The sequence below is a fragment of the Streptomyces montanisoli genome (assembly GCF_017813245.1).
GTDB lineage: Bacteria > Actinomycetota > Actinomycetes > Streptomycetales > Streptomycetaceae > Streptomyces > Streptomyces montanisoli.
The window spans coordinates 13,720-36,595 of the sequence record NZ_JAGIQL010000059.1 but is presented as its reverse complement, the minus strand read 5'-3'; the positions used below and the strand labels follow the sequence as shown (position 1 = coordinate 36,595).

The 22,876-nt window shown below is 74.0% G+C and carries 18 protein-coding genes; 9 read left to right on the top strand and 9 right to left on the bottom strand.

The features are described 5' to 3' along the window. Positions 1-49: 49 nt before the first annotated feature. Positions 50-517, bottom strand: a complete 468-nt coding sequence (locus JFN87_RS16305) for an RDD family protein (protein WP_209340795.1) — start codon at positions 515-517, stop codon at positions 50-52. 226 nt (positions 518-743) lie between these two features. Here JFN87_RS16305 and glnA point away from each other — a divergent pair, with 226 nt between their 5' ends. Next, positions 744-2,153 carry a type I glutamate--ammonia ligase gene (gene glnA / locus JFN87_RS16300; protein WP_209340794.1) on the top strand — a complete coding sequence of 470 codons (1,410 nt, stop codon included), beginning with the start codon at positions 744-746 and terminating at the stop codon, positions 2,151-2,153. A 101-nt stretch (positions 2,154-2,254) separates the two neighbouring features. On the opposite strand, the gene JFN87_RS16295 is transcribed toward glnA, so the two are convergent. Continuing rightward, positions 2,255-3,106, bottom strand: a complete 852-nt coding sequence (locus tag JFN87_RS16295) for a helix-turn-helix transcriptional regulator (RefSeq protein WP_209340793.1) — start codon at positions 3,104-3,106, stop codon at positions 2,255-2,257. Between the two features lie 87 nt (positions 3,107-3,193). Between JFN87_RS16295 and JFN87_RS16290 the strand changes: the two genes are divergently transcribed. Further along, positions 3,194-3,997: an SDR family NAD(P)-dependent oxidoreductase gene (locus JFN87_RS16290; protein WP_209340792.1), complete on the top strand. Its 804-nt coding sequence runs from the start codon at positions 3,194-3,196 to the stop codon at positions 3,995-3,997. A gap of 27 nt (positions 3,998-4,024) precedes the next feature. On the opposite strand, the gene JFN87_RS34145 is transcribed toward JFN87_RS16290, so the two are convergent. From JFN87_RS34145 to JFN87_RS16280, 3 genes are all read right to left on the bottom strand, one after another. Next, positions 4,025-4,153, bottom strand: a complete 129-nt coding sequence (locus tag JFN87_RS34145; protein WP_282961620.1) for a hypothetical protein — start codon at positions 4,151-4,153, stop codon at positions 4,025-4,027. Positions 4,154-4,478: 325 nt separating this feature from the next. Then, on the bottom strand, positions 4,479-7,172 hold the full coding sequence (locus tag JFN87_RS16285; protein WP_209340791.1) for an AAA family ATPase: 2,694 nt from the start codon (positions 7,170-7,172) through the stop codon (positions 4,479-4,481). A gap of 187 nt (positions 7,173-7,359) precedes the next feature. Then, a complete protein-coding gene (locus JFN87_RS16280) occupies positions 7,360-8,733 on the bottom strand; it encodes a M14 family zinc carboxypeptidase (RefSeq protein WP_209340790.1) in 1,374 nt (457 codons plus the stop codon). A gap of 176 nt (positions 8,734-8,909) precedes the next feature. On the opposite strand from JFN87_RS16280, the gene JFN87_RS16275 reads away from it, so the two are divergent. Beyond that, positions 8,910-11,039 (top strand): tetratricopeptide repeat protein, encoded by a 2,130-nt coding sequence (locus tag JFN87_RS16275; protein ID WP_307865479.1) that lies wholly within the window; start codon positions 8,910-8,912, stop codon positions 11,037-11,039. Positions 11,040-11,105: 66 nt separating this feature from the next. Here the strand turns inward: JFN87_RS16275 and JFN87_RS16270 are convergent, their stop codons facing one another. Both JFN87_RS16270 and JFN87_RS16265 read right to left on the bottom strand, forming a co-directional pair. Next, entirely contained in the window at positions 11,106-11,486 is a 381-nt protein-coding gene (locus JFN87_RS16270; RefSeq protein WP_209340789.1) for a VOC family protein, read from the bottom strand. A 51-nt stretch (positions 11,487-11,537) separates the two neighbouring features. After that, a complete protein-coding gene (locus JFN87_RS16265) occupies positions 11,538-11,918 on the bottom strand; it encodes a hypothetical protein (RefSeq protein ID WP_209340788.1) in 381 nt (126 codons plus the stop codon). A 176-nt stretch (positions 11,919-12,094) separates the two neighbouring features. On the opposite strand from JFN87_RS16265, the gene JFN87_RS16260 reads away from it, so the two are divergent. Then, positions 12,095-13,828: a hypothetical protein gene (locus JFN87_RS16260; RefSeq protein ID WP_209340787.1), complete on the top strand. Its 1,734-nt coding sequence runs from the start codon at positions 12,095-12,097 to the stop codon at positions 13,826-13,828. A gap of 149 nt (positions 13,829-13,977) precedes the next feature. Next, positions 13,978-15,618: a phosphoglucomutase (alpha-D-glucose-1,6-bisphosphate-dependent) gene (gene pgm, locus JFN87_RS16255; protein ID WP_209340786.1), complete on the top strand. Its 1,641-nt coding sequence runs from the start codon at positions 13,978-13,980 to the stop codon at positions 15,616-15,618. A gap of 16 nt (positions 15,619-15,634) precedes the next feature. On the opposite strand, the gene JFN87_RS16250 is transcribed toward pgm, so the two are convergent. Continuing rightward, positions 15,635-17,911, bottom strand: coding sequence for an FUSC family protein (locus tag JFN87_RS16250; protein WP_209340785.1), 2,277 nt, complete (start codon positions 17,909-17,911; stop codon positions 15,635-15,637). A 124-nt stretch (positions 17,912-18,035) separates the two neighbouring features. On the opposite strand from JFN87_RS16250, the gene JFN87_RS16245 reads away from it, so the two are divergent. Further along, positions 18,036-18,548, top strand: a complete 513-nt coding sequence (locus JFN87_RS16245) for a hypothetical protein (RefSeq protein WP_209340784.1) — start codon at positions 18,036-18,038, stop codon at positions 18,546-18,548. Positions 18,549-18,573: 25 nt separating this feature from the next. Here JFN87_RS16245 and JFN87_RS16240 read toward each other — a convergent pair whose 3' ends face one another. Continuing rightward, a complete protein-coding gene (locus tag JFN87_RS16240) occupies positions 18,574-19,173 on the bottom strand; it encodes a helix-turn-helix domain-containing protein (RefSeq protein ID WP_209340783.1) in 600 nt (199 codons plus the stop codon). A 102-nt stretch (positions 19,174-19,275) separates the two neighbouring features. Here JFN87_RS16240 and JFN87_RS16235 point away from each other — a divergent pair, with 102 nt between their 5' ends. The 3 genes from JFN87_RS16235 (at position 19,276) to JFN87_RS16225 (ending at position 22,856) form a co-directional block, all read left to right on the top strand. Beyond that, positions 19,276-20,889: a methyltransferase domain-containing protein gene (locus JFN87_RS16235; protein WP_209340782.1), complete on the top strand. Its 1,614-nt coding sequence runs from the start codon at positions 19,276-19,278 to the stop codon at positions 20,887-20,889. 114 nt (positions 20,890-21,003) lie between these two features. Then, positions 21,004-22,053 (top strand): Dyp-type peroxidase, encoded by a 1,050-nt coding sequence (locus JFN87_RS16230; RefSeq protein WP_209340781.1) that lies wholly within the window; start codon positions 21,004-21,006, stop codon positions 22,051-22,053. Beyond that, positions 22,050-22,856 (top strand): family 1 encapsulin nanocompartment shell protein, encoded by an 807-nt coding sequence (locus JFN87_RS16225; protein WP_209340780.1) that lies wholly within the window; start codon positions 22,050-22,052, stop codon positions 22,854-22,856. The genes JFN87_RS16230 and JFN87_RS16225 overlap by 4 nt, the downstream gene beginning before the upstream one ends. The last annotated feature ends 20 nt before the right edge of the window (positions 22,857-22,876 follow it).

The following is a 22,876-nucleotide window of genomic DNA, read 5'->3' as shown; positions in this document are numbered from 1 at the left end:
CCCGTCCCCGGCGCGGTCCGGCGCACCGCGGTGCCAGCGGGCCGCGCGGCTACATCCTGACCTGGACCGCGCGGCCGAGCCGGTCGTGCAGGCCGCGGCCGTCGCGGTCCCAGATCAGCGCGGGGATCGCCAGGCAGAGCAGGACGCTGCGGATCAGCGCCCACCCGAAGCCGAGCCTGCCTCCGGCCTCGGAGACCACCCGGAGGCGGAAGAGCCGCTTGCCCGGGGTGAAGCCGAGCGTGCCGACGGTGAGTGCGCTGAGCACGAAGAAGACGGCGAGCGCCCAGTTCTCGACGACGTTCACACCGCCGCGCGTGATCAGCCCGTACACGATGATGACGCACAGCGCCCAGTCGACGAAGATGGCGCCGAAGCGCCGGCCGAGCGGCGCGACCGAGCCCGGGCCGTCCTGCGGCAGGCCGAGCCGCTGGCCGCGGTACCCGAAGTCGACGCCCATGTCCTCGGCCGCCGCGCGGGGCCCGGAGAGCCAGGATCCGATTGCTTGCCTGTTGTCCACGGCTCCACGGTACGCGCCGGGCGCGAAACCGCGGTCCGCGGGCCCACCCGCGGCGGCGTGCCGGTTAACGTGCGCGAAACAAACGGGTCATCCTGGAGAAATGGCGGAAACATAAGGTCGCCGTCATCGTGTGCCGCGTGCACGGGCCGAGGGAGTCCGGTCCGATCGCCCGCACAGCCGAGTTTCAAGCCCCGCCCCTCCCCGAGGCGGGAGGAGGAGGAGCTGGATGTTCCAGAACGCCGACGAGGCCAAGAAATTCATCTCGGACGAGGACGTCAAGTTCGTCGACGTGCGCTTCTGCGACCTGCCCGGTGTGATGCAGCACTTCACGGTCCCGGCGAAGACGTTCGATCCGACGGAGGAGCTCGCGTTCGACGGCTCGTCGATCCGCGGCTTCCAGGCGATCCACGAGTCGGACATGGCGCTGCGCGCCGACCTGGCGACCGCGCGTGTCGACCCGTTCCGCCGTGACAAGACGCTGAACATCAACTTCTTCATCCACGACCCGATCACGGGCGAGCAGTACAGCCGCGACCCGCGCAACATCGCGAAGAAGGCCGAGGCCTACCTGGCGTCGACGGGCATCGCCGACACCGCGTTCTTCGGGCCCGAGGCGGAGTTCTACGTCTTCGACAGCGTGCGCTTCAACACGACGTCGAACGAGGGCTTCTACCACATCGACTCCGAGGCCGGCGCCTGGAACACCGGCTCGACCGAGGACAACCGCGGCTACAAGGTCCGCTACAAGGGCGGCTACTTCCCGGCCCCGCCGGTGGACCACTTCGCGGACCTGCGCGCCGAGATCTCGCTTGAGCTCGAGCGCGCCGGCCTCGAGGTCGAGCGCCAGCACCACGAGGTCGGCACCGCGGGCCAGGCGGAGATCAACTACAAGTTCAACACGCTGCTGCACGCGGCGGACGACCTGATGCTGTTCAAGTACATCGTCAAGAACGTCGCGTGGCGCAACAACAAGACCGCGACGTTCATGCCGAAGCCGATCTTCGGCGACAACGGCTCGGGCATGCATGTGCACCAGTCGCTGTGGCAGAACGGTTCGCCGCTCTTCTACGACGAGCAGGGCTACGCGGGCCTGTCGGACACGGCGCGCTTCTACATCGGCGGCATCCTGAAGCACGCGCCGTCGCTGCTGGCCTTCACGAACCCGACGGTGAACTCGTACCACCGCCTGGTCCCGGGCTTCGAGGCGCCGGTCAACCTGGTCTACTCGCAGCGCAACCGCTCCGCGGCGATGCGCATCCCGATCACGGGCTCGAACCCGAAGGCCAAGCGCGTCGAGTTCCGCGCGCCCGACCCGTCGTCCAACCCGTACCTGGCGTTCTCGGCGCTGCTGCTCGCGGGCCTCGACGGCGTCAGGAACAAGATCGAGCCGGCGGAGCCGATCGACAAGGACCTCTACGAGCTCGCCCCCGAGGAGCACGCAGGCGTCCCCCAGGTCCCGACGTCCCTCCCGGCCGTCCTGGACGCCCTGGAGGCGGACAACGAGTACCTCCAGGCGGGCGGCGTCTTCACGGCGGACCTGATCGAGACGTGGATCGACTACAAGCGCACGAAGGAGATCGCCCCGATCCAGCTGCGCCCGCACCCGCACGAGTTCGAGCTGTACTTCGACATCTAAACCGCGAGGTCGGTGAGGCGTGAGGGCGTTCCCGGATCCGGTTCCGGGGGCGCCCTCGTGTGCGTAGGGGTGCCGGCGCCCCCGCGAGTCTGCCGCGCCGTTCAGCGCGTGACGTCCATGCTCTGCGTGCCGATGACCGACAGCAGCCGGAGCGCCTGTTCCGAGGGGGAGCCGGGGGCCGCGGTGTAGATCACGAGCTGCTGGTCGCGGTCCGTGATGGCGAGGGCGTCGCAGTTGACGGTGACCGGGCCGACCAGCGGGTGCTGGAACGTCTTGCGCTGGGAGGGCTCGGCCGACACGTCGTGCGATTGCCACAGGCGCGTGAACTCCTCGCTGCCGTCGAGCAGTTCGGCCACAAGCTCTGCCACCTCGGGGTCGTCGGGGTAGCGGGCGGCCGTGGCGCGCAGCCGCTGTGTCGCGTTGCGGGCGAACTCGTCCGCGTCCGACACTCCGTAAAGGCGCTGCCCGTTCGTGTGCGGGCCGAGGAAGACGCGGCGCACGAAGTTGCGTTCACGTCGCGGCAGGGCGGAGAAGTCCTCCATCAGGGCTGCCGCCAGGTCGTTCCAGGCGAGGATCTCGAAGCTCGCGGATGTCACCGTCGCCGCCGCCTGCGGCAGGCGCTCCATCAGGTCGAGGATGCTCTGGCGTACCGCGCGCGGCGGCCCGGCCGCCGGGAGCGGCGGTGCGCCCGCCAGGTGGTGGAGGTGGTCGCGCTCGGCGTCCGACAGGCGCAGGGCGCGGGACAGCCCGGCCAGCACCTCGTGCGACGGGTGCGGCGCGCGGGCCTGCTCGAGCCGCGTGTAGTACTCGATCGAGATGTACGCCAGCTGCGCCACCTCCTCGCGGCGCAGTCCCGGGGTGCGGCGGCGCGTGCCTGCGGGCAGCCCGACGTCTGCGGGTGCGATCCGCTCGCGCCGGCTGCGCAGGAAGTCCGCCAGTTCTCTTCGGTCCACGCCCCCAGTGTGTACGGATGCCGGCGGCCGAGCCAGGTACCGGCGGTGCCTGGCTGGCTCCCCACGGGTGGGCGCAGGCTCGCTGCCATGGACAACACCAGTGTGACCAGCACATCAACCGCCACTGTCGGCCCAGGCCTGCTGGACGGCAAGGTCGCCTTCGTCTCGGGTGCCGGGCGTGGCATCGGGGCCGCCGCGGCCCGGCTCTTCGCCCGCGAGGGTGCCCGGGTGCTGCTCGCGGCCCGGACGGAGGCCCAGCTGGCGGCCGTGACCGAGGAGGTCAGGGCGGCGGGCGGCACCGCGGAGTACGTCGTGTGCGACCTGGCCGACGCGGCCTCCGTGCGTGCCGCCGTGGACCGCGCCGTGGACGTGTTCGGCCGGCTCGACATCGCCTTCAACAACGGTGCGACGATCCAGCGGCCCGGCCCGATGGACCGGATGGGAGAGGCCGACTTCGACCGTGTCTACGACGTGAACCTGAAGGGCGTCTGGCTGGCGATGGTCGCCGAGGTCTCCGCGATCCGCGCCACCGCCGGGACGGGCGCCGTCGTCAACAACTCGTCCGTGGGCAGCCTGATGGGCAACGCCGAGCTACCGGCCTACGGCGCGATGAAGCGGGCGGTCAACAGCCTTTCGGAGTCGGCGGCGGTCACGTACGGCCCTGAGGGCATCCGGGTGAACGCCATCGCCCCCGGTCATACCTCGACGGAAATGATCAGCACGTGGGAGGCGGATTCGCCCGGCCTCCGGGAGCGCCTGACGGCACACACACCGCTGCGCCGCGCGGCGGACCCGCAGGAGATCGCGCAGGCCGCTGCCTGGCTCCTCAGCGACCGCGCCTCGTACGTCACCGGCACGGTCCTACGGGTGGACGGCGGCGCACGGGCCTGAGCCGGGGGCGAAGTGCGCTCGCGGGCCTCACCAGGGGATCGTCGCCTTCGAAAGCGAGACCATGAACCAGATCCCGAGCGGCAGGGGCACGAGGAGGATGAACGCGGCGAACACCTTCGCCCACAGCGCCGACTTGCCAGGGCCTTCCGTGGACATGACCGCTCCGGAAGCAGGGGCTCGCTCGCCGCGGCGGTTGCCGAGGCTCTTGCGATGGTAGACCTCGCCGCTGCCGCCATCGTCGTAGTGCGTTTCACGGCAGGGGAGTTGGGCCGCCGGGCGGGGCACTGGCGGCTCGTGCGGGAGGCCGTCGCCGCCGGGGCCGGGCGGCCGGGCGGCCGGGATCGGGCCGGGCCGGGCCGGGCCGCATCCGAGCGCCTGACCGGACCCGAGCAACGGACCGCACCCGAGCGCCTGACCGGGCCCGAGCGCCGGATCGCAGCGCCGCAGGCCGCAGCGCCGGTGCAGCGGCCTGCGGCCTGCATCAGTGCCGCAGCCGGGCCGACTCCAGCGCCCTGCTCGCCCGCGCCGCCAGGCCGTCCGCGCCGCACCCGGCCGCGAGGTCGTGGCCGAGGGCGATCTCGGCGGTGAACCCGGCCGCGATGCCGTACTCGACCCGCGCACGCGCCAGTTCGTAACCGGAGGGCGAGGCCTCCAGGTGGGCCACCGCCCGCTCCAGCAGGTCGGCGCGCTCCCGCCCGTGCCGCAGCGACGCCGCGCACGCCAGCGCCTCGCCCATGGCGGTCCTGGTGCCGAGCCGCGCGGCCTCGTGCTGTACGTACCCGGCGAGCTCGGCGGCCCTCGCGGGGTCGGTGCCTGCCAGTGCCCGGGCCAGGTCGAGCGCCCAGGGCGCGGCGATGATGTTGTGCCTGCCGCGCCCCGTGAGCGCGCGGCCCGCGGACTCCAGCTCGTCGACCGCCTGCTCGGTGCGGCCGAGGGCGAGCAGCAGCCTGCCGTGCACGCACGCGCCGTCGGGCAGCAGCATCGTCGTCGGGTACGGCGGCCCGAAGCCGTAGCGCTCGGCGCACGCGGCGGCGCGCCCGACGTGGCCGCGTGCGAGCAGGGTGTCGACGAGCACACAGACGGCTTGCGCGCGCACGGGCAGCAGGTCGCCGACCCCGTCGGCGAGCCGTACGCCTTCGCGCAGGTAGCCCTCCGCCTCGGCGAGGCGGCCGCGCCTGCGGTGCGTCAGGCCCATCATGGTGTGCGCGAAGGCGAGGTGCCCGCCGCTCCAGCCGGACAGCTCGAAGTCGCGCAGCGCCTCGGTGAACAGCGCCTCGGCCCGGTCGAGCCGGTCGGTGAGGACGTAGACGAGTCCCAGCAGCGCGGGCACCTCGAAGCCCCACTCGGTGTCGGTCCAGCGCAGTCCGGGCGCCGGCCCGCCACCGACGAGGGCGCGCTCCGCGATGCGTACGGCCGGCGCGGCGCTCTCGCCGCGCACCGCGGCGTCGAAGGCGCGAAGCGTCAGCAGCACGCGCTCCGTGTTTCCCTCGCCTGTCAGGTGCTCGGTGGCGTCGGCGAGGCGCCGGGAGCGCAGCGGGCCGTGCGCCTCGGCCGCCTGCAGTCCCTCCCAGAGGTACCGGACGGCGGTGTACCGGTCCCGCAGCGGGCCCGGGGGGCACAGTTCGGCCTCGGCGGCGACCATCCCCGCCGCCTCGGCGCCGCGGTCGGTGTGCGCGAGCACCTGCGCGAGCTTGAGTACGGCCGCGACACGGTCGCCGCCGGCGAGTCCCGGGCCCTCCAGGGCGTCGCGCAGGTGGCCGACCGTGGTGGCGGGCGCGGTCAGGAGCGTGGCGCAGCCGAGCTCGTACAGCACGGCGGAGCGTTCCGCCGACGGTGGCGGCTCGGCCAGCGCGCGCCGCAGGCAGCGGCGTGCCGCGTCGGGCGCGCCGACGGCGAGGTGCTCGGCCGCTGCCTCACGCAGTTGCCTGACGAGCTCGTGGTCACCGTCCGGGTGCACTTCGAGGAGGTGCGGCGCGGCGGCGGCCGCTCCCCCGCCGCCGCGGGTGATGACCCAGGCGGCCCTGCCGTGCAGGGCGGTGCGGGTGGCGGGCGGGATGGCCCGGTAGACGGCGCTCGCGATCAGCGGGTGGACGAACTCCAGCGGGTCGGTGCCCACGAGGATGCGCGCGGCGCGCAGCCGCTCGGCGCACCCCGCCGCCTCGGCGCCGCCCATGCCGGCGACCGCCATGGCGGTCGCGAGGGGGATGCGGGTGCCGAGGACCGCCGCGGCGCGTGCGAACTGGATGGTGGGGGTGCCGAGTTCCGCCAGGCGCCGCACGAGCCCGGCGCCGCGGGTCGAGGCGCCGAGCCCCCGCAGCGCGGCGGCCGACGCCCCGACGGGGTCCATGCCGCTGTCGCGTGCGCGTGCGAGGAGCTCGACGGCCTCGTACGCGTTGCCCCCGGTTACGGCCCACACCTCGTGGCAGAACGCCGCGTCGGCGCGTGGTCCGAGTGCGGTCCTCGCGAGCCGCGCGGTGGCGTCCGCGGTGAGGGGTTTGAGGGTGACGACGAGGCGCGCGGACGCGCCGACGGTGGCCAGCAGTTCGGCCGCGGCGCCGGTGGCGTCCTCCGTGCGGTAGGCGACGACGAGGAGGACGGGCAGCCCGGGTCCTGGCGCGCGTGCGAAGGACGCGAGCCAGGCCAGCGTCTCCAGGTCGGCCCACTGCGCGTCGTCGACGAGCAGCACCAGGGGCCCGTAGGCGTCCGTGAGGCCGTGCGTCAGGGCGTCGAGGCCTTCCCTGACCCGGTGGGGGTCGCCGTACTGCGCGCCCGGTGGCGCGACGCCGAGCGCGGGGCCCGCCGTCTCGTACCAGTCGCCGAGCAGTTCGCCGGGGCCCGCGGTGAGCGCGGGCTGGAGCAGCTGGCGTGCGACATGGAAGGGCACCGAGGAGAGCGCCTCGCCGCAGCGCGCCGACCACACGACGCAGCGCTCCCCGGCGATCGCCCGGACCTCGGCGAGCAGGGCGGTCTTGCCGAGGCCCGCCGCACCGCGGTAGACGAGCACACCGCCCGTGGGCACGGCGCGGGTGCCCGGGTCCGCGCGGCCGTCCGCGTCGGCTGCCGCGCCCGCGGCGGTGCCCGCGCACAGGGCGCGCACCGCGCGCGCCGCCGCCGCGAGCTCCGGCTCGCGCTCCAGCAGGGGAAGGCCTCGGGGGAGGCCGGGGCCGGCGACCATCCGCTGCGCCCCCTCTCGCTCCGTGCCTCGCCACGCGACGAACCCGTGGGTGCCGAGGTTAGCGCCGCCGGCGCGCGCGAGGCCGTGATCCGGATCGATTCCCGTCTTGTTCAGCGTGTCGCGTCCGCGATGAACGTCGACGGAGTATCGTGCGCGGCCACTTCACTCGGGGCGGCCCCCGCCGCGGTCACGCGGGCACGGCGGCCGTGCCGTCGGAGTGGGCGCCGCCCGCGGCCAGTTCGAAGGCGGCGCACACGACCCTGAACTGGTGCTCCACCTGGTCCTCGACGGGAATCCAGCGCGGCCTGCACCGTTCCTCGAACGCGGCGCAGCGCGCGGTGAGGAAGCGGTCGAGGCGCTCCCGCACGTCTCGCGCCCCCGGCCCGCACGCCTCGACGGCCTGATAGAGCATGCCCGCGGTGCGCAGGACGAGCCGGCGCGCGGCGATGGTCAGCGCGAGCACCTGCGCCCGGTTGAAGCCGCCGAGACCGCCGGGGAACGCGCCGAAGGACTCGGGCCGCCACTCGTCGACGAGCGAGGGGCAGCTGCGCAGGAACTCGTCCACGGTCAGCAGCAGCGGCATCCCGTGGGCCGGGATGCGCGACCTGACCCGCTCGGCCGTCTCGGCGAGGAACGCCGCGTCGCGCTCCGTGGTGCGGCTCGCCTGTGCCATGGCGCCGCGCGGGTCGGGGTGCGGCGAGGCGTCGGCTATCTCGTCCGCCGCCCACATGGGTGCCTCGACGATCGCGGTGACCGTGCCGTACGCGTAGGGGTGGTACCAGGTGGAGGCGTGGCTCGACGACAGCGCCACCGCGAACTGGTCGCGCCTGCTCGGTGGCGGCATGTCGAAGACGCCGGTGCCGGGACTCGGCCAGAAGAAGGCGTCGAACGGGGAGAGTTCGACGGGTATGCCGAGTTGCGCGGCGGATCTCGCGAGGGGCCGGGCGATCCCCGGCAGGTCGCGCGTGAGCTGCACGAAGCTGCCGCCGACGTCCACGCCGTGCAGCGAGCACTGGAGGAAAGGGCGCACCTCGTCCTGCAGGTCGATCAGGGCGCGGGTCTCCGGCAGCAGTTCGGCCTCGGAGCGCGCGTGCAGCCACTCGGGCTGCTCGTAGAAGTTGGGCCGGAACATGCGCCTGAAGTGGTGGTCGAACGTCATCGGCCCGTTCAGCCACCGCTCGTTGCGCCGGGCGCCGTCGGGGTCGAGGCACAGCAGCAGGTGCCAGGTGGCGGCACCGGGGCCGTCGTCGCACTCGCGTGAGACGAGGTGCTCGGCGATCCTGAGGGCGGTCGCGCCGCCCACGGGCTCGTTGGCGTGCGGCCCCGCGACGACGAGGACGTCGCGGCCGCCACCACCGCCGACGGTCAGCAACGTCAGCGGCTCGCCGCCGCGTGAGGAGCCGATGCGGCGCACGGTGGCGCGCCCGGGGTACGCGGCGGCCAGCGCACCGGCACGCGCGGTCAGTTCACCGACGGTGGGATAGCGCGGCGGCACAGCGCTCCGATCTGTCGTCCTCAGGTGCACGGCCGGCCCGCCGCGCACCGTGCGATAGTCAGTCACTGGAAGGCACGACGTCAACACTGCCCGTCACGTCACTCGTACGGTTTGGGGAGACCTTGGGGTGAGCTGGGCCCTGCCGTGGCCGCCCGTGAGGCAATACGCTGTGGCCGCCGAGCGGGACACGGCGCGTCCGGGAAGAGGGGACGGCGCCTGTGGTGGAGGAAGAGGGGGATCGCGTGGACGAGGCCGCGGAGGCCGACGGGACCGGCGGGGCCGGAGTGGCCGCCTCGGGGGCCGCCGGCTCGACGTTCAACTCCGTGTCGGGCCACGCCGTGGTCTCCGGCCTGGTGATGGCCGAGCGGATCGGCGCCCTGACCATCAATCCGCAGTCACCGCGCGAGCTGCCGATCCCCCGGCAGGTGCCGCTCCCGCGGGGCGTGTTCGTCAACCGGGTGCGGGAGCTGGCCGGGCTGCGCGCCTCGGCAGGCCGGCCCGCGGGCGGGCGTGGCGGCTCGAGCATCGTCGCCGTGACCGGGCTCAGCGGGGTCGGCAAGACCGAACTCGTGGCCCAGTGGGTGCACCGCGATCTGCGCGAGAGCTACCCGGACGGCCAGTTGTACGTGGACCTCGACGACTTCAGGCGGGACGGCGTCGTCGACGTGACGGGTGTGCTCGCCGGCTTCCTGCGGGCCCTGCGGCCCGACGGAGCCCCGGTGCCCGACCATCCCGCCGCGTGCGCCGCGCAGTTCCGCAGCGAGGCGGCGGGGCGCGCCCTGCTGGTCGTCGCGGACAACGCGCGCCAGGCTCCCGAGGTCAGGCCGCTGGTGCCGCCCGACGGGCTGCTGGTGGTCACGAGCCGCACCTGGCTGCCCGCGCTCCGGCTCGACGGCGCCGCGCAGATCACCGTGGACCCGCTGGACGAGGCGGCGGGTGTCGCGCTCGTGCGCAACTGGCAGGTGACGGCCGCGGAGGGAACGGCGGCAGAACTGGTGCGGCTGTGCGGCGGGTTGCCGTTCGCGCTGCGTGCCGCGGGCGAGTGGCTGGCCGGCCGGCCGCATCTGGGGCTCGACGCCGTCGTGCGGGCGCTCACGGCCCAGGGGCAAGGGCCCGGTGGGGAGATCGAGGGGGTCGGTGTGGTCCTTGACGCGGTGCTGGCGGAACTGCCCGAGCACTCCAGGGCGTTGTACCGGCTGATCGGCTGCCTCCCCGGCAACACCGTCACGGTCGCCGTCGCCGAGGCGGCGGGTGCGCCACGGGTGGACGACGCGTTCGGCGATCTGGTGACGGCGCACCTGGCGCAGCTCACCGAGGCGCGGAGCGGGCCCCGCAGGTTCCGGATGAACGACGCGGTCAGGAGCCATGCGCGGCAGGCCGCGGCCGCCCTGCCCGAGGCCGGGCGGACGGCGGCGCTGCGGCGCGTCGTGGACTTCTACGTCGAGGCAGTGGCGCACGCGGACGCCGTCGTGCTGCACACCCGCTTCCGCATCCAGCCGCCGCCGTCCCGCACCATGGCGCAACTGTCCCCGTCGGGACCGCTGTTCGGTGATATCGGCGAGGCGCTGGACTGGCTCGACGCGGAGCGCGCCAACGTGCTCGCGGTGCTGCGCGCCGCCTCCAAGCAGCGGTGGTACGACGCGGTCTGGCGACTGTGCGAGTCGCTGTGGGCGCTGTACCACAGCCGCGGGCACTACGCGGACGCCGTGGAGGCGCACCTGCTCGGCATCGAGGCGGCGCGCTGGGAGGGCCGCGGGGACGCCGAGGTCAGGATGCGCAACCAGCTGGCCCGCATGCACTACGAGCTGGCCGAGTACGACGAGGCGCGCGGCCAGCTGGCGGCGGCGAGCGAGCTGCTGCCCGCCGTTCGTGACCCGCGGCTGGCGGGTGTCGTGCGCGAGACGCAGGGGCTGATCGCGCTCAGGCTCGGACGGCCGCGGGAGGCGGTCGGCCTGTTCCGCGAGGCGCTGCGGGCCAACGAGGGCGACGAGCACGGCATGGTGGTGCAGGCGTACCAGGTCGGCCAGGCGCTCGTCGCGTCGGGTGACGCGTCCGGGGCGCTGGACGTGCTGGAGGGCGCGGCGCGGAGGGCGGAGGCGACGGGCGACCTGGCGATGCGCCCGCGGATCGGGATCGTGACGGCGCGGGCGCTCGACGCGCTCGGGCGGACGGACGAGGCGGTCGCGACCGCGGTCACCGCCGCCGAACGCGCGCACGCGCTGCGCCTGACCGCCAAGCTCGACCAGGCGCTCGACCTGCTGGCGCGGCTGGCGGAACGCGCGGACGAGGCGGTGCTGCGCGAGAGGGCTGCGGGCAAGCTGCGCGAGCTGCGGCAGGTGGGCGACGGCGGGCAGACGGGCGCGCCGGGCTGAGCCGCCGCGCCCGAAGGCGCGTGCAGCGGGTGGTGGTACGGGCGCACGCGGCCGGCGGCGGAGCGTTCAGGGCCAGACCGTGGCCTGCGCACGGAACGTCTCAGGGTCGCTCTCCACCGGCAGGACACACAGCAGGTGTCCGCCGGGAGCCCGCAGTACGCGGCACTCCTGCCACTTCGAGACCTCCTGTGCGCCCAGGGCGGTCAGGCGTGCCGTCTCCGCCGCCGTGTCGTCGGTCTCGATGTCCAGGTGCATGCGCGGGGCGTCGTCGACCGCCTGAACGGCGGTGTCCAGACCCGGGATCGCCTCGTGGAGCGAGGTGAACTGCGGTGCCGGCGGGAAGGGACGCGCGGTGGCTCCGAGTGCTGCCGCCCAGAACTCCGCCGCTCGGGCCGCGTCGGACTCCGGGACGTCGATGATCACGGCGTACGCACGGCTGCGGTGCATGGCTGCCGCCTTTCTCTCGTGGCGTGTGCGGATGGTTCGGGGGCGGCCCGGTCAGATGGGGCCGTGGTTCAGGCCCGGCTGGTGGCGTGGCGTCCACCATTCCGTGAGCCCCCACACCGCCAGCGCCAGCGCCGCCAGGGCCACAAGCGGCGCGGCCCACGGGCGGTGCAGCCACCTGCCCGCCAGGGCCCAGGCGAGGAGCGGCACCAGCGCGCCCCCGAGCACGATGAGCGGCAGGTCGACGAAGAGCACGCTCAGGTCGCGGGCCTGGCCCTCGAACCCTCCGTCGACGCTGATCGCGGCCCGCGGCGCCCAGGCGAGCGGTGCGGCCACCGCGCCGAGGCCGGCCAGCAGGCATCCGGCGCCGGCGTTTCGCCTCGGGGCCCTGCCCGTCGTTCGCCACTCGGTCTGTTCCGCGGTCCTGTCGTCCATGCCCGCAAGGGACGCGGTGGTGCGGTGCGCGGTTCCGGCGGGCGGCCGCGCGGCGCCGCGCCCGATCCGCACTAGAGTCACGTGCGACGACCGCGGGAGCCACCGGCGGGAGACCGCACTGGGCAGTACGCACGGGGCAGTACGCACCGACGAGGACACGTAGAGGCCGCACGCAGATGACGAGACTGGTGCCCCTGCCGCGGGCGCTGCGCCGCCGCCTCGCCGCGCCGCCCGGGCGCTCCCGCTGGGACACCTGGGAGCCGCCGCGTGCCTCGGTCATCGGCGTGGCCCGCAATCTGACGTCCGCCACGCGCGTGCTCGACGTGCTGCGGCTGCTGCGCCGCGAGGACGGCATCGAGAAGTACTGCGCGGTGAACCCGGGTTCCGCGTTCGGCGAGGGCCTCGGTGAGTACCTGGCGTCCACCGGGGTGCGGGTGCTCAGCTGGCGCGAGGCGACGCGCCGGTCGTTCGACCTGGCGGTGGCGTGCTCGGTGCACAGCTCGATGCGGCGCCTCGACGCGCCGCTGATGGTGCTGCCGCACGGCGCCGGATACAACCGGCTGGTGACCGAGTCGACGGGCGACGCCTCCTCGCCCGCGGGGCTCTCGCGCAGGGAGCTGATGCGGCACGGCAGGGTCGTGCCGGCGGCGATCGGCGTGTCGCACGAGGAGCAGATCGAGCGGTTGGCGCGCGCCTGCCCCGAGGCCGTGCCGTACGCGACGGTCGTGGGCGACTGGTGCTTCCAGCGGATCCTGGCGAGCCTTCCCCACCGCGACCTGTACCGGGAGCGGCTGGGCGCGGTGGGCGGCAGGCGGCTCGTGGTCGTGCACTCGACGTGGAGCGAGCACTCGCTGCTCGGCCGCCGGCCGGGCCTGCCGCTCGACCTGGTGACGGCGCTGCCGGCCGACGAGTTCGTGGTCGCCGCCGTCCTCCACCCCAACGTCTGGGCACGCGCAGGCGCCCACGGGGTGGCGGAGCGGCTGGCCGCCGCGCTCGACGCGGGGCTGCGGCTGATCCCGCCGCACGAGGGCTGGCGGGCCGCGGTGGTCGCGGCGGACTGGGTCGTCGGGGACCACGGCAGCACGACGTTCTACTCGGCGGCCGCCGAGCGGGTCACCGTGCTCGCGGCGACCGGGCTCGACGAACTCGATCCCCGTTCGCCCGCTGCCGAGTTCGGCCGCCGCGCCCCGCGCCTCGACCCGGACGCCGACCTGTACGGGCAACTCCTCGCGGCTGAGGCCGCGCACGATCCCGGGCTGCTGCGGCCGGTGGTCGACCGGCAGCTCGGCGCCGTCGACTCGTCGGGAGAGGCCACCAGGCGGCGCATGTACGCGTTCCTGGCGGAGCGCGGGGTTCGCCCGCCCGCGGCGCCGCCGCGCCCGGACCCGGTGCCGCCGCCCGAGCCGGTCGAGCGGCGCCCTCCGACCGTGTACGACGTGACGGGGCGGGTCGCGGACGACGGGGCCGTGGAGGTACGCAGGTGGCCCGTGGTGGCGGACCACCACGACCGGGCGCGCGGCTTCTACGCGGTCGCGGCCGAGGAGACCTTGCGCCACTGGCTGGGCAGCGCGGACGTCATCGCCCGCACGACGGCGGACGCGGAGGTGCCCGCGGCCGAGTGGGTGCGCGCCGCCGCGGCGCGGCATCCGGGCGCGGGCGTGCTGGTGGCGGCGCTCGGCCCGCACCGCTGCCTGGTGGCGCTGCGCGACGGGACGCTCGTGGAGGCGGCGTCCGAGCGCGCGTGGGGCGCGCGCAGGGCGGCGCTCGATCCGCTGCTGCTCGGCTCGGCGGTCCACCTGTGGCTGGTGGACGGGCGTCACGGCGACGGGCCGGCGGGGCTGGCCGGGCAGGGGCTGACGGTGCGCACGGGCCGGGTGTCGGTGCGGGTGGTGTGCACGGGGCGGCCCTGACGCGGGCTCCGAGAAGTCATTCATCACGGCGGGCATTCATCACACTGTCAGACCGGGCCTGTGGACAAAGACGTGCCTGGTGGAGGCATGGCTTGAGAGGATGAGGCAACAGATCGATCGCGGGACGACCGAGACGGAGGAGTGGGCAGATGGCGCACGAGCGAGCGGGCCGGCAGGCCGGGCCGGAGGACCTCACGGACGTGGCCCGGCTGGTGACGGCGTACTACGCGCTGCATCCGGATCCGGAGGAGCCCGGCCAACGCGTGGCGTTCGGTACGTCCGGGCACCGCGGGTCCTCGCTGGCCGCCGCGTTCAACGAGGACCACATCGCGGCCACGAGCCAGGCGATCTGCGAGTACCGGGCGCGCCAGGGCACGGACGGCCCGCTGTTCCTCGGCGCCGACACCCACGCGCTATCCGAGCCCGCGAAGGTGACGGCGACGGAGGTGTTCGCGGCCAACGGCGTGCGGCTCCTGATCGACTCGGCGGACGGGTACACGCCGACGCCCGCGGTGTCGCACGCGATCCTGGCGCACAACCGGGGGCGCTCCTCGGGCCTCGCGGACGGCGTGGTGGTGACGCCCTCGCACAACCCGCCGCCCGACGGCGGGTTCAAGTACAACCCGCCGAGCGGCGGCCCCGCCGGCTCAGAGGCCACGGGCTGGATCCAGGACAGGGCCAACGAGATCATCGCGGCCGGCCTGGGCGACGTGCGGCGCGTGACGTACGCGCGGGCGCTCGCCGCGGACACCACGGAGCGCTACGACTTCCTGGGCACGTACGTCGCGGACCTACCTTCGGTGCTCGACCTCGACGCGATCCGCGGGGCGGGCGTGCGGATCGGCGCCGACCCGCTGGGCGGCGCGTCCGTCGCCTACTGGGGCCGCATCGCCGAGGAGCACAGGCTCGACCTGACGGTCGTCAATCCGCTGACGGACCCGACGTGGCGGTTCATGACGCTGGACTGGGACGGCAGGATCCGGATGGACTGCTCGTCACCGCACGCGATGGCCTCGCTGATCGGGCAGCGTGACCGGTTCCAGATCGCCACGGGCAACGACGCGGACTCCGACCGGCACGGCATCGTCACGCCCGACGCGGGCCTGATGAACCCGAACCACTACCTGGCCACGGCGATCCAGTACCTCTACGGCCACCGCGACGGGTGGCCTGCGGGCACCGGGATCGGCAAGACGCTGGTGTCGTCCTCGATGATCGACCGGGTCGCGGCGGATCTCGGCCGGAGCCTGGTGGAGGTGCCCGTCGGCTTCAAGTGGTTCGTGGACGGGCTGCTCGACGGATCGCTGGGGTTCGGCGGCGAGGAGTCGGCGGGCGCGTCGTTCCTGCGCAAGGACGGGTCCGTGTGGACGACGGACAAGGACGGCATCATCCTTGCGCTGCTCGCCTCCGAGATCCTCGCGGTGACGGGCAGGACCCCGTCCGAGCACTACGGGGAGCTGACCGGGCGCTTCGGCGAGCCCGCGTACGCGCGCATCGACGCGCCGGCCACCCGTGAGGAGAAGGCCGTACTCGCGAAGCTGTCGGCGAAGCAGGTCTCGGCGGACCGGCTGGCGGGTGAACCGGTCACGGGTGTGCTCACCGAGGCGCCGGGCAACGGAGCCGCGATCGGCGGCATCAAGGTCACCACCGAGTCCGCCTGGTTCGCGGCGCGCCCTTCGGGCACGGAGGACGTGTACAAGATCTACGCGGAGTCCTTCCAGGGCGCCGGCCACCTGGCCCGGGTGCAGGAGGAGGCCAAGGGGGTGGTCGCGGCCGCGCTCGGGTCCTGACCGGGCGCGGGGGCGCCTATGCGGCGGCCGTGCGGGTGGTGCGCTCCTCCGGGCCCGACACGGGGACGCCGAGCGGCCGGGCGAGGCCGATGACGCCCTCGTCCAGCCGTTGCAGGTGGCGCAGCACGCGGAAGGTGACCGATCCGGTCCGCAGCGCCTCGGAGTCGGTCTCCTCCAGCATCGAGGCGATGCTGGCGCCGGACTCGACCTCGCCATCGGCGCGTTCGTCGGCGACGTGCGCCGCGAGCACGGCGATGTTGTGGGCGAGGCGGTCGCCCGCCCTGGCGAGCCGCGGGTCGGCGGCGACCCGCTTGCTGTACGGGACGAGTTCGGCGGTCGCTGCCAGCGACCTGGCGTGGTAGGCGCCGCTCTCCAGCAGCGCCACGAGGTAGCGGGCGCTCTGGCGCCGCTCCCGCAGCGGGGTGAAGGGGTGCGTGAGGGGCTGGGTGGAGCGGCGCAGGTCGTCGAGCGCGGTGTCCAGGTCGCGGGCCATGTCGAGCAGGTCGGCCGGGGCCCCGCCGCTGAGCTGGGCGACCGCCGCGGACGCCACCTCGCCGAGCCGCAGCAGCACGGTGCGCAGCTGCTGGTCCGTGCGCCGTCCCGTCCTGACGGGCAGCACGATCAGGGCGGCGAACATGCCGCAGGCCGCGCCGAGCGCGGTCTCCTCGATGCGCAGGACGAGCACGGCGACGCTGTAGGTGTGCAGCAGCGTGTAGAGCAGGCCCAGCATCGAGGTGACGAAGAAGGACATCAGCGCGTAGCTCAGGGGCGCGGTGAAGAACATGCCGAAGATGCACAGCAGCACGAGGCCGAACGCGGTCCAGGTGTGGTTGCCCACGAGGCCCGCGAGCGCGACACCCGCGACGACGCCGCACACGGTGCCGATGAGGCGGCGGTAGCCCTTGACGAGGATCTCGCCGGTGGAGGAGGTGTTGAGGAAGACGACCCAGCAGGTGAGGACCGCCCAGTACCAGCGCTGTGCGGAGAGGAACTCCCCGCCGGCCATGGCGAGCACGGAGCCGGCGCACACCTGGAAGGCGGCGCGCGTGGAACGCCTGCGCAGCCCGGTCTCGTCCTCCTCGCCCGACTCGGCGCTCCCCGCGGAGACGGCCTCGGCCTCGAACTCCTCGCGGGACCTGGCGGTCTCCGCCGTGTCGTCGGACTCGTCGCCGGGGCCGTCGAGGGCGAGCCTGAGGCCGAGCACGGCGCGGGTGGCCTCGCCGACGCCGCGGAAGACGTCCTGCACGGCGGGCGGCCCGGCCGGCAGGTTCTCCTCCTCGCGGTAGCCGAGCAGCCGGTTGCGCAGCCTGACGTGCGCGGTGCCGCGGTGCTCGGGGCCGAGCCTGCTGATCAGCAGGTGGAGGGCGGCGAGGTCGCGGCGCAGCAGCGCGGTGGTGTCGGCGCCGAGCGCGCCGGTCGCGGGCTGGCGCGGCACGGGCGCGCCCGGCAGGTGCATCGTGAGGGTGTCGGCGCGCTCGGCGCTGCGCGCGTTGAGCAGCAGCACGCCCAGGCGCTCCGCGGCGATCTCCGCGTCGGCGATGCGGCGTTGCAGCACGTCGGCCCGGGCCACGCTGTCGGGCTCGTCGTCCAGACGGCCCTGGATCATCAGGGCGGCCTCGTGCAGCCGCGCGGTGTCCCTGCGCAGGTCGGCGAGGACCTTCTCCAGCTCGTCGGGGGTCGCGTCGAACATCTCGACCTGTGTCGCGACGAGTTGGGCGAGCCGTGCGCGGAAGGCGTTGCGCAGGCGGCCGAGCGTGCCGACCGTGCTCTGCCGGAAGAGGACGAAGCGGGAGACCGCGCTGGACGCGAAGGCGACGGCGAGCGCCAGCCAGATCTGGGGCAGGGACGAGGGAGAGGCGTGGACGAACAACGAGACGAAGTAGAACTGGAAGCCGAACAGCCCGATCGTGTAGCCCCGGTCGCCGAACCTGCGGGCGTAGACGGCGCAGAAGATCAGCGCGAGGAACACCAGGTCGCTGGGGATGCGGTGGCTGGCGAGCACGGCGCCGAGCGACATCGACACGCACGCCGTGATCAGGCCGATCACCAGGGTGACGGCCTGTTTCGGGCGGGTCTTCTCGCGTACGCCGAAGGTGGCGACCATCGCAGCCATGGCGCCGGCGACGAGGTGGAACACGACCGTGTGCAGCGCGTACAGCACGACGAGCGTCAGCACGATGGCGCAGACCGTGCGCAGCGCGGACGTCAGCCGGATGTATCCGGGGTCGGACGCGGCGAAACGGTCGAAGACGCCGGTCCTCGTCCGCCCCGAGGACCGCGGTGTCGCTGTCATCGTCTCCCCGTACGCTCTTTCCGGCCATGGTCAGAGTTCGATCCAGCATCGCACGAGGGCCTCGCGAGGCGATGCGCGGTCCCGCCCTCAAAGGGCCCTGAGGGGCGGGGCTAGCCTCGTGGCCATGTCGAAATTCCTGCTCGTCCTGCATGTGCTCGCGGTGATTGTCGGGCTGGGGCCCGTGATGGTCGCGTCCAGCATGTTCCCGTCCGTGCTGCGCCGCGCCACGACCGGTGCGGACGCCGCGGGCGCACGCGGCGCCCTGGGTGTCCTGAACCGGATCTGCCGCGTCTACGCGGCCATCTCCATCGCCGTGCCGGTGTTCGGCTTCGGCCTGGCGAGCATGCACGGCGGGATGGGCAAGCCGTGGCTTATCGCGTCGATCATCCTGACCGTCGTGGCCGCGGGCGTCCTCGTCTTCCTGCTGCCCGCGCAGCAGAGCGCGCTCGAGGCGCTGGGCGGCGGCGCGGCCGCGGAAGCGGCGGGTACGCCGGGCACCGCGGACGCGGTGCAGGGCGCCGGCGGTACGGCCACGGCGACGGCCGAGGCGGTCTCGCCCGGCAGGCTCGCCATGCTGGCCGGGATCTTCAACCTGCTGTGGGTCGTCGTCGCCGTCCTGATGATCGTGCGTCCGTAGCGCCCCTCGGCGGCGACCGCCCGGGTCAGCGCTCGGCGGGCCGGGCCCGCACGTGCATGCGCTCGCCCTGGGGGCCGAACAGGGCGAGGTACTCCGTGGGCCGGTCCCCCGCGTTGACGAACCCGTGCGGGGTGCGGGTGTCGAACTCGGCGACCTCGCCCGCGGTCAGCGTGAGGTCGTGGTCGCCGAGCGCCAGCCTGAGCTGCCCGTTCAGGATGTACAGCCACTCGTATCCCTCGTGGCTGCGCTGCTCGAGCCGCTCGTCCCGGGCGCCCGGCAGGCCGGGAGGGACGATCGCCTTGTAGGCGAGCAGGCCGCCGAGGTGCCGGGTCAGCGGGTAGAAGGTCGTGCCGTGCCGCACGAACGGCCGGGACCTGACCCGCGGGTCGTCCCGCTCCTGCGTGCCCACCAGCTCGTCGAGGGGCACCCCGTACGCCTTCGACAGCGGCAGCAGAAGTTCAAGGCTCGGCCTGCGCCCGCCCGACTCAAGCCGGGAGAGCGTGCTCAGGGAGATGCCCGTCGTCTCGCTCAGCGCGGCGAGCGTGGTGCCGCGGCTTTGCCGCAGCGCCCGCAGGCGCGGGCCGACCGCGGTCAGCACATGGGCGAGGTCGTCGTCGTCAGCCATGGTTCCATTTGCCGACTCGGCAACACACTTTGTCAAACACTCCCCCGCCGTTCCACCATCGCACCGAACGACCAGGAACGGGAAAACAGGTAGGAGAGCGGCATGTCGGCATATGCGGACCGTTATGACGTGGTGGTGATCGGCGGCGGGGCGGCCGGTCTCGGCGGCGCCCTGACCCTGGCGCGGGCGCGCCGCTCCGTGCTGGTGGTGGACGGGGGCGAGCCGCGCAACGCGCCGGCCGAGGCGGTCCACGGCTACCCCGGCCGCGAGGGCACTCCTCCGGCCGAGCTGCTCGCCGCTGCCCGCGCCGAGGTGGCGGGGTACGGCGGCGCTTTCGCCGACGGCACCGTCGCGTCGGTGAAGCCGCTGCCCGGCGGAGGCCGCTTCCTCGTCGTGCGCGACGACGGCACCGAGGTGGTGGCGCGCCGCCTGCTGCTCGCGACGGGCCTGGTCGACGAGGTGCCGGAGGTGCCGGGCATCGACCGGCTGTGGGGCAGGGACGTGCTGCACTGCCCGTACTGCCACGGGTGGGAGGTGCGCGGAACGCCGATCGGCGTCCTCGCCACAGGACCGCTCGCCGCGCACCAGGCGCTGCTGTGGCGTCAGTGGAGCGACGACGTGACGCTCTTCCTGCACACAGCGCCCGAACCCGACGACGAGACCTACGAGCGGCTGGCCGCACGCGGCATCGCCGTGGTGGACGGCGAGGTGACGGCCCTTGAGGTGGTGGACGGCAGGCTCGCCGGGGTCAGGGTCGGCGAGGACCTCGTGGTGCCACGCACCGCCCTGGCGGTCGCCCCGCGCTTCACCGCGCGCTACGCCCTTCTCGACGGTCTCGGGCTGACGACCGCCGAGCAGACCATGGCGGGCCACGTGGTCGGCAGCTACGTGCCGTCCGACCCGACGGGCGCGACCGACGTGCCGGGCGTCTGGGTCGCAGGCAACGCCACGGTGCTCACGGAGCAGGTCATCGGGGCCGCGGCGGCGGGTGTACGAGCGGGCGCGGCGATCAACGCCGACCTCCTCACCGAGGACACCGATGCCGCCGTCATGGCGTACCGCTCGGGCGGGGCACCCCAGGGCGCGCAGGGCGAGCCGCTCGGCGGTCGGGACTTCTGGGACGCGCGCTACCGGCGCAGCGAGCGCATCTGGAGCGGCGATCCCAACACCGAGCTGGTCAAGGAGGTCGCCGGCCTCACGCCCGGCAGGGCGCTCGACCTGGGCTGCGGCGAAGGCGCGGACGCCGTGTGGCTGGCGGGCCGAGGCTGGGAGGTCACGGCTGTGGACATCTCCCCCGTCGCGCTGGAGCGCGCCCGCGCGCACGCGGTGGACGCCGGGGTGGCGGACCGTATCGACTGGCGCACGGCCGATCTCGGCGCCGGTTTCCCCGCCGGCACCTTCGACCTGGTGTCGGCGCAGTTCCTGCACTCGCCGGGCGAGATGGACCGGGAGAAGGTCCTGCGCTCGGCCGCGGCGGCGGTCGCTCCCGGCGGGGTACTGCTGGTCGCCGGCCACTCGGGCGGTGCGCCGTGGGAGCCGGGCCACGCCGACCTGGTGCTGCCGACGCCCGCCGAGGTGGTGGCTTCGCTGCGGCTGCCCGATGGCGAGTGGGAGGTGCTGCGCTGCGAGGACCACGAGCGCGTGCAGCAGGCGCCCGACGGCACGCGGATGGTGCGCACGGACAACACCGTCAAGGTGCGCCGCGTCGCCAAATGATCTCGCGGCCCTGAAGCGCCCCACTCCGTTGGCCCGGCGCTTAGGATCGGCAGGGCCGGGAAGGCGTGGTCTCTCACGGGCCGCGGGTCCGGCACGAGCGAACGGGAGAGCGGATTGACGGTCGAACCAGCCACGGGCCCGGAGCCGCAGTCGGTGCTGAGCCCGCTCACCACCGCCGCGATCTTCCTGGTAGCCACGGTCGACGAGGGCGGCGAGCAGTCCGTGCGCGACCTGCTCGCCGACCTGCCGGGCCTCCAGCGCAGCTACGGTTTCGGCGCGCCGGACGGCCGCCTCAGCTGTGTCGCCGCCGTCGGCTCCGACGCCTGGGGGCGGCTGTTCGGCGGCCCGCGCCCCGCCGAGCTGCACCCGTTCGAGGAGCTGGCGGGGCGGCGCCACCGGGCCGTGTCCACGCCCGGCGACCTGCTGTTCCACATCAGGGCCACCCGCCAGGACCTGTGCTTCGGCCTGGCCGCCGAGATCATGGACAGACTGCGCGGGTCCGTGACGGTCGCCGACGAGGTGCAGGGGTTCAAGTACCTGGACGTGCGCGACCTGATGGGCTTCGTGGACGGCACGGAGAACCCGCAGGGCAGGGCGGCAGTCGACGCGGTGCTCGTCGCCGGCGAGGACGCTGACTTCGCGGGCGGCAGCTACGTCATCGTGCAGAAGTACCTGCACGACCTGGACGCGTGGAACGCACTGCCCGTGGAGGCGCAGGAGAAGGTCATCGGCCGCACGAAGCTCACCAACGTCGAGCTGGACGAGCCCGCCTCGCACGTCTCGCTGAACACGGTGACCGACGAGGACGGCGAGGAGCGGCAGATCCTGCGCGACAACATGCCGTTCGGCAGCCCGGGACGCGGCGAGTTCGGCACGTACTTCATCGGCTACTCGCGCACGCCCGAGGTGACCGAGGAGATGCTGCGCAACATGTTCCTCGGCACGCCGGACGCGACGCACGACCGGATCCTGGACTTCTCCACGGCGGTCACGGGCACGCTCTTCTTCGCGCCGTCCGCCGACTTCCTCGACGACCTGCCCGAGCCGCCGGCGGCCGCCGCGGCCGAGCGTCCCGTACCGCACACCCGCACCGAGAGCCCGGAAGGCACAGGCGCCGACGGCACCCTGGGCATCGGAGACCTGAACAGGAGCACTGCCCCGTGAACAACCTGCACCGCGAACTGGCACCCGTCTCCGCCGCTGCCTGGGCCGACCTGGAGGACGAGGCGCGGCGTACCTTCAAGCGCAACGTGGCAGCCCGCCGGATCGTGGACGTCCCCGAGGCGTCGGGCGCCGAACTGGCGGCCGTCGCCACGGGGCACCGGGACACGGTCGCGCCGCCCGCGCGCGGCGTGCTGGCCCACACGCGCCGCTCGCAGCCTCTGGTGGAGCTTCGCGTGCCCTTCACCGTCGACCGCGAGCAGGTCGACGACGTCGAGCGGGGCGCGAAGGACGCCGACTGGCAGCCCGTCAAGGACGCGGCGCGGCGCCTCGCGTTCGCCGAGGACCGTGCGATCTTCGAGGGCTACGCGGCGGCCGGCATCGCCGGCGTCCGCGAGAGCTCGTCCAACCCGTCGCTCGCGCTGCCCACCGAGGCGCGTGACTACCCCAACGCGATCAGCCAGGCGATCAGCGCGCTGCGCCTGGCCGGTGTCGAGGGTCCGTACACGCTGGCGCTCAGCGCCGACGCGTACACCGCGGTCAGCGAGACGTCGGACCACGGCTACCCGATCCACGAGCACATCGCGAGGCTGCTGGACGGCGAGATCGTCTGGGCGCCCGCCATCGACGGCGCGTTCCTGCTGTCGGCGCGCGGTGGCGACTTCGAGCTGTGCCTGGGCCAGGACGTGTCCATCGGCTACCTCGGTCACGACGCGACCAGCGTGGAGCTGTACTTCCAGGAGACGTTCACGTTCCTCGTCCACACGTCGGAGGCGGTCGTCCCGCTCACCCCGCACCAGGGCTGAGGCGACGGACGACGGCTGGG